This is a genomic window from Algoriella xinjiangensis, from assembly GCF_900115015.1.
Lineage (GTDB): Bacteria > Bacteroidota > Bacteroidia > Flavobacteriales > Weeksellaceae > Empedobacter > Empedobacter xinjiangensis.
On sequence record NZ_FOUZ01000007.1, the window covers coordinates 56,655 to 70,664 of the forward strand.

Here is a 14,010-nt window from a genome sequence, read left to right on the forward strand (position 1 = left end):
AAAATCTTTAATTTTGTTAAAGAAAATACAACAACTTATGAAAAATATGAAAACCAACATTTTTAGTCTAATCTTTTTAGGATTATCTACATTGTCTTTTGCCCAATTAGAATTTGGTGTAAAAGGAGGCGTAGGAATAAGTAATACAACTATTGTACATGGTGTTTCGAAAGAACGTATCGGTTTTTTAGCAGGTGCAGTTGCTAAATATCCATTAACAACTAGAAATGAAAATCATTATATACAAGCCGAAGTTTTATACACAAACCAAGGAGAATATTCTTTACCAAAAGAAAATGGACATAAATACAAAGCCTTTTTAAATTATATTAATATTCCTATCATGTATAAGTATTACTTTGATGATCAAGGGAAAGATTTCTTTTTAGAAGCTGGACCACAACTTGGTTTTAAAGTTTCAGAAAAATTTGATGAAGGAGAACCAGAAATAGAAAATAATATTCCTAAATCTTTTGATTTAGCTTTTAATATTGGTGGAGGTTATTCTATAGATCGTAAATTTGAAATTAATTTAAGATATCAATATGGCTTAATTGACACATACGATTATGTAAAATGGGATAATAAAACTAACAGAACATCATTACTATCATTAGGAGTTACCTATTTCTTTAAATAATATATGAAACCGCTTTTTAGCGGTTTTTTTATTATCTTAACTGAAAATACATTTGCATGATTTTCAAAACTTTTTTGTCGATTCTACTTACTACTTTCTGTTCGGTTATTTTTGCTCAGAATATCATTAAGGGTTCTGTTTTAGACGAGTTTTCGAAACCTATTGTTAATGCTACTATTTATGTAGATGGTTCTACAATTAAAACGACTACTAATCAAGAAGGTGTATTTGAAGTAAGTCTTCCAAGTGGACAATATAATCTAATTGCAAAAGCAAATAATTTTGAGAATTTCATTTTATCAATCAATACAAATGATAAAAAGATATATAAAATTGTTTTAGATTCAGAAATAATTGCTTTACAAGAAACCGTTGTGCAAGCAATGTCTAAAGATGATTGGAAATATTATTACGAAATGTTTCTTAAATTATTCTTGGGAAATAATGAAGCCGCAACCAAATGTAAAATTGAAAACTCTAAAGATTTACGTTTTCATTACGATAAAAATTCTAGAATTTTAACCGCTTCATCACGAAATCCATTAATCATTACAAACAATTATTTGGGCTATAAAATAGAATATGATTTGGTTGATTTTAATGTCAATTATCAAACAAATTATGTATTAACATTAGGCACAGCTTTGTTTACAAAACTTGATGCAAATAATGCTAAAACCAAAAAATGGAAGGAAAATAGAAAATCGTCTTATTTAGGAAGTGTAACACATTTTATGAAAGCTATTTTTGATAAAAAATTAGACGAAGAAGGTTATGATGTAAAACGTCTTATTCGAAAAACGAATCCTGCGTATCAAAAATTTAAAGATGAAATGTTAATCGGTGGACAAATTTCTGGGAAAGTTCCACCTAAAATAATTACTTATTTAGTGAATCAAAAAGTACCGTACGATAGTTTAAAAATAGTTGATGGCAAGAATCAATTTCTAAATTTTAAAGGTTTGTATTCTGTCGAATATAAAAAAGAAAAAGAAGATATTATTTATTCTAAACAAAATGGATCCAACTATACATCTAATCAATTATCAATTTTTGCTATAAAAAGTGATTTGTTAAAGATTGAAGAAAATGGTACGTATTATCATCCCGCACATTTGATTGTTGAAGGTTATTGGAGCTGGGAAAAAATTGCGAATATGGTTCCGATTGATTATAAAATAGAGTAAAAAGTTCTTATAAATTTCGAATAAATCGTGATGGTCTACAACCTGTATGCTCTAAAAATGCATCCGAAAACGTTTTTCGAGAGTTAAAACCAACTTCTTCTGCCAACGCATCAATTGTATATTTTTTAAGCGTAGGCTCGTTCATTAAGCGATTTACAGCATAATTAATTCTCAATTCATTGATATATTGGTTGAAGTTTTTATTTCTTGAAGAATTTATATAATTTGAAACAATTGTTCGATTTGATTTTAATTCTTTCACCAAATCATTCAACGTAAATGTCGGATTTAAGTATAATTGACACGCCTCAAATGTAGATAAACTTGCCTCTAACCTATCGTCGAAAATGCTTTTTCCTTTTTCCTTTTTTACCGATTTTGCTCTCAGAGATAAAGTACTTCCTTTTAACTTTGTTATATCTCCTAATAATTTATTTATCCTGTTTTTATGCTTTTTCTGATAAAAATAATAAACACAAAAACTGCATAAAACCACTAATACAATAAAACCTATCACCGAATATTTTAGTCTATTATTTGATTTTTCTAAGTTATTTCGTTCAAATTTTAACTTTGTATTCTCGTATTTTTCTAGATTTGGTTTTGCAATCAAATTATCTGTTGCATAATACAAACTATCAAACGACAACAAATCATTAATCGCTAAAATTTGTTCATTTTTATTTCCTTTCAACTCATTATAAGCAATTAACCTTTCGTAAGACAAACGTAATTCATCATTCACAATTTTCTTTTGTTTAGACAGTTTCACAACATTTCTAAAATAATTAATTGCTTCATCAACTCTATTTTCTTTGTACAAAATCTCGCCCAAATATTGTTCGGTAATTATATACCACGTAAAATCTTGCTGTTTCAGAAATACTTTTTGTGATTCTTTTAATTCAGAAAAGGCACTTTTATAATCTTTTTTATAAAAATTAATTATTCCTTTATTCTTAATTGCGTAATGATAATTTAGTGTATCAACGGTATTTTTTAACTCTAAATCATTGTAAAACACACTTTTTTCTAGATTATTTGCTTTAATATTCAAATACGATAATTGCCCAAGCGTATTCAAATATTTTTTGAAATGTTTACTGTCTTCTTTATTCTGATTAAAATAAGTTAAACACCTTTCAAAAATAGAAATTGCTTCTTTTGTTTCGTTTAATTGTGCTTTTGTCGTAGCAATTCCAAATAAAGTAGTATAATACAAATAATCATCTTTTACACTTAAAGACAAATCATTAGCCGTTTTATAATTTTTTAAAGCTTCATTATAATTACGTTGTTCATAAATATATACAGCTTTCGAAATATAAGCATCTGTCAAAATTTTCTTATCCTCTAATTGATACGCCAATACAATTGCCGAATCTATATTTCTAAGATTTTCCTGATAAGTTTCGCTTCGGTTATTTAATAAAGAATCTATCTTTTTTAACTCATTCTGTCCTTTTACAATAGTCGTTAAACTTATAAAAAGAAGTATAAAAATGATTTTTGTAAAATCATTTACCGAATTTTTAAAATACAAATAATTAATTTTCAACAGTTTAAATAATTATCGTGAATAATGATCATTCCTTACGAACAAATAAATTATGGTTTAAAAATATCAATTAAAATTGTATAATCAAAACGCTTTATTTATTCAACTCAATATAAAACAAACAAATACACCTTTTTATTATGAAGTTTCTACAACTTATTTTCCTCTTATTTGGTTCTATTCTTTTTGCGCAAAATTTATATTCGCTAAATGGCAAACTTGTCAATCAAGAAAATCAACCAATAAACCTTTCAGAAATTTATCTTTATGATGAAAAACGTAATTTAATAAACAGTCAAATTTCCGAAAACTCTACTTTTGAATTTATTAATTTGCCTGCACAAAAATATTATTTAACCGTTATTACAACAGATTCTACGGAAGAAATACCATTATTTTTATTGGACGAAAATAAAAATATAACCTATACAATTCATGAAAATCCGATTGCGATTGATGAAGTTTTAATCAATGCAAAAAAGAAAACGTTTAAGATGGAAAATGGTAATTTAACGATCGATGTTGCAAATTCTATCTTCAATAAAAGTACAAATCCGACAGATTTATTTTCAAAATTACCTTCGGTTATGCTCGGTGCAGACAGAGAATCGCTTACAATTATCGGAAAAGGAAATCCTTTGCTTTATATTGGGAATCAAAAAGTTGATTTTAACGCAATTAATACGCTTTCTGTTGATGATATAAAATCCATAGAAATCATCAAAAATCCAACTGCGCAATATGAAGCTGAAGGAAAATCTGTTATTAAAATTACTTTAAAAAACATTAAAAAAGATGGTTTTAAAGTGAATTTACAAGAAACATTATCTTTTAAAAAGAAGTTTAATAATTATTTTAATTCAAACTTTCAATTTCGAAAAAACAAAAGCGAATTTAAGATTAATGCGGCTTATAATACAAGACAAGCTTGGGAAAGTAATGGTTTTGATTATTTGGTATCTGAAAAAAACATCCAATCAAACTATATTATAAAATCACAAACTAAGCAACCAAATTTTATTTTAGGAACAAGTTTTTTTCAAGAATTAAACACAGATGGAGATTATTTGACATTAAGTTTAAACGGAAATTTCAAAAATGATAAAGGCTTAATTGACACAAATACAAATTACAGCGATGACAATAAAAATGAGCACATTTTAACGCTTAACAAAAATGATAATCAGCGAAATTACACCAATTCTCTTTTTAATTACAACAAAGTTATTAAATCAATAAATGCAACACTTTTAACTGGATTTCAGTTTACAAATTTTAGTAAATCGACTAATTATATCTTTTCAAATAACATTAACGATACTGGTTTTGAATATAATCAAACTCGGAATCAAAAATATCAAATTAACGCTTATGCAGGTCGATTAGATTTTGAGAAAACTTTTGATGAAAAAACCAAGATAGAATTGGGTGGAAGTTTTACAAAAGCTGCTGCAAAAACCAATAATAAAACAGAATTTGCAATTGCTACGCCAACACAATTTCTGAAATATAAATTTGATGAATTAAACACAGCGTTATATTCTCAGTTTTCAAGCGAGATTAAAAAAATCAATTATAAAGTAGGTTTACGTCTTGAAACAACAAATTCTGATGGTTTTAATGAAATTTTAGCACAAAAAGACATTAATAAAAACTATGTAGATTGGTTTCCGAATGCGCAAATAAGTTATCAAATAGACGATAAAAAAGTGTTTTCTTTGTCTTACAATCGTACAATTGATCGTCCAGATTATGGTTCTATTTCTTCGGGAAATCTGTACGGAAGTCCCTACGTAGAATATGGTGGAAATTTTAATATTTTACCAACATATACCAATACTGTAACTGGAAATATTGCCTTAAATAAATGGGCAATAAATGCATCATTTTATCAAAGTAAAAACCCGATGGGATATACATTAGTTTATGATGACAAGCGTGATATTTCTACTTTTACAGCTGTTAACTTTGAAAAAGAGAGTGGTTATTCGGTTGGTTTAGATGTTCCTTTTGAATGGGAAATATGGTCATCTCAAAATAGTTTTTCTGTCAATTATAATAAAACGCAAGACAGCACGGCTATACTTAGAAAATCTACTCCGTATTTGTATTTTTACAGCAATAATACCTTCAAAATTGCAAAGGATTTTAATTTTATAATAAATGGATATTGGCTAACAAAACGAACAGAAGGAATTTATGAACGAAACGCTCAAATAATTGCAAATCTTGGATTAACAAAAAAAATAAAAGATTTTGATTTGACTTTAAATTACAATGATCTTTTTAAACAATTAGAATTTAGAGAGGTTTTAGCTTATGGAAAAATTAGTTCTAAAAATGTATTTTTTGTTGATAGTCCTGAATTTTCTATCAGTTTAAAGTATAATTTTGGTAAAATATCTACATCAAATTACAAAGAAAATAAAGTGAATGAGGATGAAAATAGAATCAAATAAACCTCAACACAAACAATAAAAAAAGCCACTCAAAACGAGTGGCTTTTATATTTATGGATTTGTTAGAATTGTATTGTATTATAATTCTAAAGCTTTTTTAGCATCACCTCCCATTAATAAATTTAATGGATCTTCAATTGCTTCTTTAACCGCAACTAAGAATCCTACAGATTCGCGTCCGTCAATAACACGGTGATCGTAAGATAATGCAATGTACATCATTGGAGCAATAACAATTTGTCCGTTTTTAACAACTGGACGCTCAACGATATTGTGCATTCCTAAGATACCTGATTGTGGTGGGTTGATGATTGGCGTAGACATCATAGATCCAAATACACCACCATTTGTGATTGTAAATGTACCTCCTGTCATTTCGTCAACAGAAATTTTACCGTCACGTACTTTGATTGCTAAATCTTTGATAGATTGCTCAACACCACGGAAAGTTAAGTTTTCTGCATTACGAACTACTGGTACCATTAAACCTTTTGGTCCTGATACAGCAACAGAAATATCTTGGAAATCAAATTTTACTTGGTAATCTCCATCAATCATAGAGTTTACGTCTGGGTATAACTCTAATCCGCGTGTAACCGCTTTTGTAAAGAAAGACATAAATCCTAATCCAACACCATGTTTAGCTTTAAATTCGTCTTTATATTGATTACGTAATGCAAAGATTGCAGACATGTCAACTTCATTAAAAGTAGTTAACATTGCAGTTTCATTTTTAACAGAAACTAAACGTTGTGCAATTTTACGACGTAATACTGACATTTTTTTCTCAGATTGTGCACGATTTCCAGAAACTGGAGCCGTACCCATTGCTGGAGTAAAACGTACTGCATCTTCTTGTGTAATGCGTCCGTCGCGTCCTGATCCTTTTACTTGAGAAGCATCAATACCTTTTTCATCTAAAACTTTTTTAGCAGTTGGAGATGGAGTACCTGTAGCGTAAGTAGCGGCTGGTGCAGCAGGAGCTGGCGCAGCTTTAGGTGCTTCTTCTTTTTTAGGTTCTTCTTTTACCTCAGCTTTTGGTGCCTCAGCAGCAGCTCCACCTTCTGGTTTTGCTGCTGATGTATCAATAAGACAAACAACTTGTCCTACTTCTACAACATCACCTTCTTCAGCTTTTAAAGTGATAATTCCACTTTCTTCTGCTGGTAATTCTAATGTTGCTTTATCAGAATCAACTTCAGCAATAGCTTGATCTTTTTCTACGTAATCACCATCTTTAACTAACCACGTAGCAATCTCTACTTCTGTGATTGATTCCCCTGGTGATGGGACTTTCATTTCTAACATATCTATTAGCTTTATTTTTTTATTTAAATACTTTATTAATCACCTCTTCAAAAATAGCAGCCCAACGTTTACTAGAACCTGGCGCTGTTGCAGCACTTTCTGCTGGAGAAATTACGTCGAATGGATATTTTCTTAATTTGCGTAAGATATATGACCATGCTCCCATATTTTCTGGCTCTTCTTGTGCCCAAACTAATTCTGCATTACCATATTGAGAGATAATTGCATCAACTTTTTCTTCGTTTAAAGGATATAATTGCTCTAAACGAACGATAGCAGTTTCTTTATCACCTAATTCTTGACGTTTTTTGTCTAATTCGTAATAAATTTTTCCTGAACAGAAAACTACTTTTTTAACTTGTTTCGCATCTACAGTTACATCGTCAATAATCTCTTGGAATGCTCCGTTAGAGAAATCTTCTAATTTTGAAACTGCTGCTGGATGACGTAATAACGATTTTGGAGACATTACAATTAATGGCTTACGGTAATCTGTTACAACTTGTCTTCTTAGCGCATGGAAAAAGTTTGCAGGAGTTGTAATGTTAGCAACAAACATATTGTTACCAGCACACATTTGTAAGAAACGCTCTAATTTAGCTGACGAGTGCTCTGCTCCTTGCCCTTCGTATCCGTGAGGCAATAACATTACTAAACCGTTTTGTAATTTCCACTTATCTTCTGCTGCTGTAATATATTGGTCGATTACAATTTGAGCACCATTTACGAAATCTCCAAATTGAGCTTCCCAAATTGTTAATGCTTTTGGATTTGCCATTGCATATCCGTAATCAAAACCTAAAACTGCATATTCAGATAATAATGAGTTGTAAATTCTTAATTTACCTTGGTTATCATCAATATGGTTTAATAAGATAATTTCTTCTTCTGTATCTTCAGTTTTTACAACTGCATGACGGTGAGAGAAAGTACCACGCTCTACATCTTCTCCAGATAAACGCACGTTACGTCCATCTGTTAAAATAGATCCGTATGCTAAAGCTTCTCCTAATCCCCAGTCGATTTTATCATCCTCAATCATTTTTCCACGTCCTTCTATTAAACGAGAAACTTTTTTGATTAATTTTTTACCTTCTGGTACTGTAGATACAGCTTTTGCAATTTCTTTTAATTTATCTGCTGGATAAGCTGTATCTGCCGTAGCTAATACTTTTTCTTCTGTAGCAATTGTAAATCCTTCCCATTCTTCTGGAATAAAAGGAAAAATATGGTTGCGTTCAATTTCTTTAGAAGCTTCAAAATTAACTTCTAATAAAGCTTTAAACTCAGCCTCTTTTTGTTTTACAATTTCTTCTCCAATAACACCTTCTTTTAATAATTTATCCTTGTAAATTTCACGAGGATTTGGGTGTTTAGCAATTAAATTATATAATTTTGGTTGTGTAAATTTTGGTTCATCACCTTCGTTATGACCATATTTACGGTATCCTAATAAATCAATAAAAACATCAGAACCGAATTGTGCGCGGTAATCTGCGGCAAAACGGAATGCATGTACAACAGCTTCTACATCGTCAGAATTTACGTGCATTACCGGAGATAAAGTTACTTTAGCAACATCTGTACAATATGTAGATGTACGTGCGTCTAAGTAATTTGTTGTAAAACCAATTTGGTTATTTACAACAACGTGTACTGTACCACCAGTTGTATATCCATCTAATCCTGCCATCTGAACAACTTCGTAAACGATACCTTGTCCTGCTACAGCAGCATCACCATGAATTAAAATCGGAATGATTTTAGAATAATCCTCGTTATAATCTTCTTCAGCCTTCGCACGTGCAATACCTTCTACAACTGCATCTACAGTTTCTAGGTGAGATGGATTTGGTGCTAAATTGATTAAGATATCTTTTCCGTTTAATGCTTTGATTTTGTTTGATGACCCCATGTGATATTTAACATCACCAGCCATTAAGTCAGAATCAAAAGCTTTTCCTTCAAACTCAGAAAAGATTTGAGAATATGATTTACCAAAAATATTAGCCAAAACGTTAAGACGTCCACGGTGTGCCATACCAACAATAACTTCTTCAACTCCATGCTCTGCAGATTTGTTGATTAAAGTATCTAATGCCGGAATTAAAGACTCATTTCCTTCTACAGAAAAACGCTTTTGTCCAACATATTTAGTATGCATAAAGTTTTCGAAAGCAGTTGCTTCGTTCAACTTTGCTAATACTCTTTCTTTTTCCTCTTTAGATAATTTTGGCTGATTTAAGTTTTGGTTTAACCAATTCTGAATCCAGTTAATTTTCTGAGGTTCTCTTACATACATATACTCGATTCCGATAGATTCGCAGTACATGTTCTCTAGGTGACCAATAATTTCACGTAATGTGATTGGTCCTCCAATACCTAATATTTCTCCAGCATTAAAAGTTAAACCTAAATCTGCATCTGTCAAACCGAAGTTCTTGATGTCTAACGAAGGTTCAAACTTCCTACGCTCCCTTACAGGGTTTGTCTTAGTAAATAAGTGTCCACGCGTACGGTAAGCATCAATCAAATTGATTACTTTAAATTCTTTCTGTACATTTTCGGGAACTTGAGATACTACAGTTGGGTTAACAACAGCTTGTGCTGCTTGACTACCTCTGTTTGAAGCTGATTGTGGTGCTGGTGCAAATAATGGTTCTCCATCATATGTTGCATTCGCAAAATCATATCCTTGGAAAAAAGCTTTCCAACTTGGTTCAATACTGTCCGGATATTGGACATATTGATCATATAAGTCGCCTATGAACTCTATATGAGCGGCGTTTAAAAACGAAAAACGATCCATAAAATTTACTCTCTATGAGATTTAGCTACAAAAATAAACTATTTACACCTTTAAAAAAAATTACTTTCATCATATTTATCATATCACGCCATAAAAATATATTATAATCAAATAATTATTACATTTGATATAAATTTAAGAAAGATTTTACATTTAGATGAGAAATTTTCTAACAAAAAAATTAAATAAACGCTGGATTGGGTTCATTATTATATTTGCCATTTTTGTCGTAACCGTATGGTCTAGTAATAAGATTGTACAAGAATTAAAGCGCGAAGAACATAAACGAGTAGAAAATTATGCGAAATCGTTAGAGTTAATCAGTTCTTCAGAATTTTTAGACTCGAGAACGCAAGACTTTCTTTTTAAACTAATTGAAGACAACAAAACAATTCCTGTTGCTTTGATTGATGATAAAGGAAATATTTCGGATACCAAAAATATTGATGAATCGATTACAAATAATGAATCGCAGCTAAAAAAATATGTTTTAGCGATGAAACGTGATGATCAAATTATCGAGGTTGATTTGCCCGAAGGTAAAAATTACGTTTATTTCAAAAACTCAAAACTACTTAATCAACTGCAATATTATCCTTTAATTATTATCCTATTAATTCTGCTATTTTTTGGGTTTGCATATTGGTATTTTAAAACTGTGCGCGATACCGAAAAAAGTTATTTATGGGCTGGTATGGCAAAAGAAACGGCACATCAAATTGGTACGCCACTTTCGTCGTTAATGGGTTGGGTTGAATTGTTGAAATTAGAAGATATTGACCAAATGTCTGTTATAGAAATAGAAAAAGATGTGGATCGTTTGAAACATATTGCCGATCGTTTTTCTAAAATTGGTTCGACTTCAGAATTAAAACAAAATGATTTAATTGCGACAACAAAGCAAACGGTTACTTATATTTCGCAGCGAATTTCGAAAGGAATTGAAGTTAATTTTACCGCAGATGTAGATGAATGTATCATCAATCTTAATGCTTCTTTATACAGTTGGGTTATCGAAAATTTGATGAAAAATGCGACCGATGCCATGCAAAATAAAGGTGTTTTAGATATTTCTATTCACACAAAAGGTAAGTTTGTCGAAATTTTAGTTTCGGATACCGGTTCTGGAATTCCAACAAAATTACAACGTAAAATTTTTGAACCTGGTTTTACAACTAAAAAACGTGGTTGGGGATTAGGATTATCGCTCGCAAAACGTATTATTGAAGAATATCACAAAGGGAAAATATTTGTAGCAAAATCATCCAAAGAAACTGGAACTCAGTTTAAGATTTTGTTGAAGAAATAATTGTAAAAAAAATGATGTCATTCAGATGACATCATTTTTTATATTTTTTAATCTTTTATTCCGATATAAATTTCGATTTCGGCATCAGCAGGATTCTGCGCTTTTTCTGTGTACAATTCGTAATCATATAAATAGGTACGATTAAGATTTGCATCATCGTTCCAAATTTGTTGCCACGTTTCGCCAACAGCTTGATGAAGTTCACCTTTTGCAAGATATTGTTTGAATGTTTGTGGCTGAAACTCACGACCAACCATTCCGTCCGGAATATTATCTAACGAAGAAACTTCTAATCCAATAATCGTTGTATATTTTCCTTTAAAATCACTTTCGTAATCGGTATAAATTGCATAAATATTTGGACTGATTGTGTTTGGTATCTTCTGAAGAATATTTTCTCCAAAAAATTGATGCCACAATTTTCCTAAATCTTCTATTGCTTGATTATCGTTATTAGATGTTACAGTTGAAATTCCTATTATTTTTAAACTTTTCATTTCTTTTGTATTCATGTTAAACACTTCGAATTATTATCTAAAATCCTAAAATTAATTTCGCGATAGAAAAATAAATCAACAACCCAAAAATATCATTACTTGTCGTAATAAATGGACCTGTTGCAATTGCTGGATCTACACCATATTTATTTAACATAATTGGAATAAAAGTACCAATTAAACTTGCCAAAATCATGACGATAACTAATGCCAAAACAATTGTAGAAGAAATTTCGTAACTCGTACTCATTAAAAAATGTGTCGCTATTAACAGAATTAAGGCTAATAATGTACTATTTAATAAGGCTAAAATCATTTCTTTTCCTAATCTTTTCCAAATAGAACCTGATATGTTGTTATTCGCCAAACCTTGCACAATAATCGCAGAAGATTGTACGCCAACATTACCTGCCATTGCGGCTACAAGCGGCGTAAAGAAGAATAATTGTGGATACAAATTCATCGCATTACTAAAACCTTGCGAAATATTAACCGCAATAAAACTCCCAACCAAAGCCAACAAAAGCCATGGAAAACGGGCTTTGGTTAGTTTCCAAATATTATCATCCGAATCTACATTTTGTGTAATACCGGCAGCTAATTGATAATTTTCTTCGGCTTCTTCTCTAATCACATCAAGCACATCATCCACCGTAATTACACCAACCAAACGCATTAATTCGTCTACAACAGGAACTTCGTACAAATCGTATTTTTCCATCACTTTCGCAACTTCCAAATCACTTGTATATGTTTTTACATATTGTACTTTATCGTTGTAAACATCGCCTACTTTTGTGTTTGCAGAAGTTGTTAGCAATCTTTTTAAACTTAGTATTCCTAATAATTTATCATCATCATCAACTACATAAATAGAAAAAACTTCTTCTAATTCTTCTGCCTGTTTACGCATTTGTTTTACGGCTGTAATTACCGTCCAATCTTTGTAAACTTTTATCAACTCTTTTCCCATCAAACCACCTGCCGTGTCTTCGTCGTAGCGCAAAAGGTCTACAATTTCTTTGGCATGTTCTTGGTCTTCTAACTGCGCAATTACCGCATCTTTCTTTTCTTCCGAAAGTTCATTAATAACGTCTACCGCATCATCGGTATCCATTTCATTAATTACATCTTCGGCAATTTCTTTGGCAGTTAAAGTTTTAAGGAAATTACGTCGATCATCTTCTTCTAACTCAAGAAGAATATCAGCAGAAATTTCATTATCGAGTAAATCAATTACAAAAGATTGTTCTTTGGTCGAAAGTTCATCAAACAATTCGGCAATATCGGCAGGATGCAGGTCTTGCAACATTTCCTTTACCTCTTTTGCGTTTTGTTGTTTAATTCTTTCCGTTAAGATTTCAATAAAATCTTTTGTAATTTTCAATTCCATAGTCTATTGCATTCTTTTTGTTAATTCAATAAAATCTTCGACAGATAATTGTTCTGCGCGCAAGCTCATAAATTCGTGATCTTGTAAATCTTCTGGAATTCCCATTGCTTTTAACGAATTACGAAGCGTTTTTCTTCTTTGTCCAAATCCGGCTTTTACAACCTGAAAAAACTTTGATTTACTTACACCTTCTATTTCAGTTCTGTAACGACGCATCAAAATAACGCCCGATTTTACGCGTGGCGGTGGTGTAAATACGTGTTCTGGAACTGTAAATAAATAATCGCATTTATAATAAGCCTGTGTTAATACAGAAAGTATACCATAATCTTTTGTTCCTTTTTTAGAAGCGATGCGTTCTGCAACTTCTTTCTGAAACATACCACATAATTCTGGTACCATTTCGCGATCTTCTAATGCTTTGAATACGATTTGCGATGATATATTATACGGAAAATTTCCTAGAATTGCAATTTGCTCATCAAATTTTGATTTAAAATCCATTTTCAAGAAATCTTCTGAATGAATTTTAAACCCTGGATAAAAGGGTTGATAATTTTCTTTTAAATACTCTACCGACTCTGTATCGATCTCTACAACTTCAATATTTTTCTTAGCTTGTAAAATATATTTTGTCAACACTCCCATTCCTGGGCCAATCTCCAATACACGATCGTATCCTTCCCAAGTCAATCCTTCGGCAATATCACGTGCAATATTTTCATCATTCAAAAAATGTTGACCTAAATGTTTTTTAGCTTTTACTTTCAAATCTTATAAATTTAAGTTTTCTTTAACCAACTTATCGCAGAATATATATCGGAATAAGTTTCCTGCGAAATAAGTTTTT

Annotated in this window: 10 protein-coding genes; 4 read left to right on the forward strand and 6 right to left on the reverse strand. The window is 30.8% G+C overall.

Annotation, left to right across the window (positions count from 1 at the left end):
- Nucleotides 1–46: 46 nt before the first annotated feature.
- Together BM072_RS07875 and BM072_RS07880 are read left to right on the forward strand one after the other, a co-directional pair.
- A complete protein-coding gene (locus BM072_RS07875) occupies nt 47–640 on the forward strand; it encodes a porin family protein (RefSeq protein WP_245752083.1) in 594 nt (197 codons plus the stop codon).
- A 56-nt stretch (nt 641–696) separates the two neighbouring features.
- On the forward strand, nt 697–1,827 hold the full coding sequence (locus tag BM072_RS07880) for a carboxypeptidase-like regulatory domain-containing protein (RefSeq protein WP_092908118.1): 1,131 nt from the start codon (nt 697–699) through the stop codon (nt 1,825–1,827).
- Nucleotides 1,828–1,834: 7 nt separating this feature from the next.
- Here the strand turns inward: BM072_RS07880 and BM072_RS07885 are convergent, their stop codons facing one another.
- Nucleotides 1,835–3,385 carry an AraC family transcriptional regulator gene (locus tag BM072_RS07885; protein WP_143080479.1) on the reverse strand — a complete coding sequence of 517 codons (1,551 nt, stop codon included), beginning with the start codon at nt 3,383–3,385 and terminating at the stop codon, nt 1,835–1,837.
- 140 nt (nt 3,386–3,525) lie between these two features.
- Here BM072_RS07885 and BM072_RS07890 point away from each other — a divergent pair, with 140 nt between their 5' ends.
- A complete protein-coding gene (locus BM072_RS07890) occupies nt 3,526–5,844 on the forward strand; it encodes an outer membrane beta-barrel family protein (RefSeq protein WP_092908120.1) in 2,319 nt (772 codons plus the stop codon).
- A gap of 78 nt (nt 5,845–5,922) precedes the next feature.
- On the opposite strand, the gene odhB is transcribed toward BM072_RS07890, so the two are convergent.
- Entirely contained in the window at nt 5,923–7,152 is a 1,230-nt protein-coding gene (odhB, locus tag BM072_RS07895) for a 2-oxoglutarate dehydrogenase complex dihydrolipoyllysine-residue succinyltransferase (protein ID WP_177190280.1), read from the reverse strand.
- Nucleotides 7,153–7,171: 19 nt separating this feature from the next.
- Entirely contained in the window at nt 7,172–9,961 is a 2,790-nt protein-coding gene (locus tag BM072_RS07900) for a 2-oxoglutarate dehydrogenase E1 component (protein ID WP_092908122.1), read from the reverse strand.
- A 157-nt stretch (nt 9,962–10,118) separates the two neighbouring features.
- Between BM072_RS07900 and BM072_RS07905 the strand changes: the two genes are divergently transcribed.
- Nucleotides 10,119–11,270 (forward strand): sensor histidine kinase, encoded by a 1,152-nt coding sequence (locus tag BM072_RS07905; protein ID WP_092908123.1) that lies wholly within the window; start codon nt 10,119–10,121, stop codon nt 11,268–11,270.
- A 47-nt stretch (nt 11,271–11,317) separates the two neighbouring features.
- On the opposite strand, the gene BM072_RS07910 is transcribed toward BM072_RS07905, so the two are convergent.
- Genes BM072_RS07910 through rsmA form a run of 3 tightly spaced genes read right to left on the reverse strand, consistent with a single transcriptional unit; the run spans nt 11,318 to nt 13,931 of the window.
- Nucleotides 11,318–11,782, reverse strand: coding sequence for a GyrI-like domain-containing protein (locus BM072_RS07910; protein WP_420836352.1), 465 nt, complete (start codon nt 11,780–11,782; stop codon nt 11,318–11,320).
- A 22-nt stretch (nt 11,783–11,804) separates the two neighbouring features.
- Entirely contained in the window at nt 11,805–13,160 is a 1,356-nt protein-coding gene (gene mgtE, locus BM072_RS07915) for a magnesium transporter (protein ID WP_092908124.1), read from the reverse strand.
- A 3-nt stretch (nt 13,161–13,163) separates the two neighbouring features.
- Nucleotides 13,164–13,931: a 16S rRNA (adenine(1518)-N(6)/adenine(1519)-N(6))-dimethyltransferase RsmA gene (gene rsmA, locus BM072_RS07920; protein ID WP_092908125.1), complete on the reverse strand. Its 768-nt coding sequence runs from the start codon at nt 13,929–13,931 to the stop codon at nt 13,164–13,166.
- Nucleotides 13,932–14,010: the final 79 nt, after the last annotated feature.

Excerpts from the sequence above, each read along its gene's own strand:
- mgtE (WP_092908124.1), bottom strand. The coding sequence starts at position 13,160 with ATGGAATTGAAAATTACAAAAGATTTTATTGAAATCTTAACGGAAAGA.
- BM072_RS07890 (WP_092908120.1), top strand. The coding sequence starts at position 3,526 with ATGAAGTTTCTACAACTTATTTTCCTCTTATTTGGTTCTATTCTTTTT.
- odhB (WP_177190280.1), bottom strand. The coding sequence starts at position 7,152 with ATGTTAGAAATGAAAGTCCCATCACCAGGGGAATCAATCACAGAAGTA.
- BM072_RS07900 (WP_092908122.1), bottom strand. The coding sequence starts at position 9,961 with ATGGATCGTTTTTCGTTTTTAAACGCCGCTCATATAGAGTTCATAGGC.
- BM072_RS07910 (WP_420836352.1), bottom strand. The coding sequence starts at position 11,782 with ATGAATACAAAAGAAATGAAAAGTTTAAAAATAATAGGAATTTCAACT.
- BM072_RS07905 (WP_092908123.1), top strand. The coding sequence starts at position 10,119 with ATGAGAAATTTTCTAACAAAAAAATTAAATAAACGCTGGATTGGGTTC.
- BM072_RS07875 (WP_245752083.1), top strand. The coding sequence starts at position 47 with ATGAAAACCAACATTTTTAGTCTAATCTTTTTAGGATTATCTACATTG.
- BM072_RS07880 (WP_092908118.1), top strand. The coding sequence starts at position 697 with ATGATTTTCAAAACTTTTTTGTCGATTCTACTTACTACTTTCTGTTCG.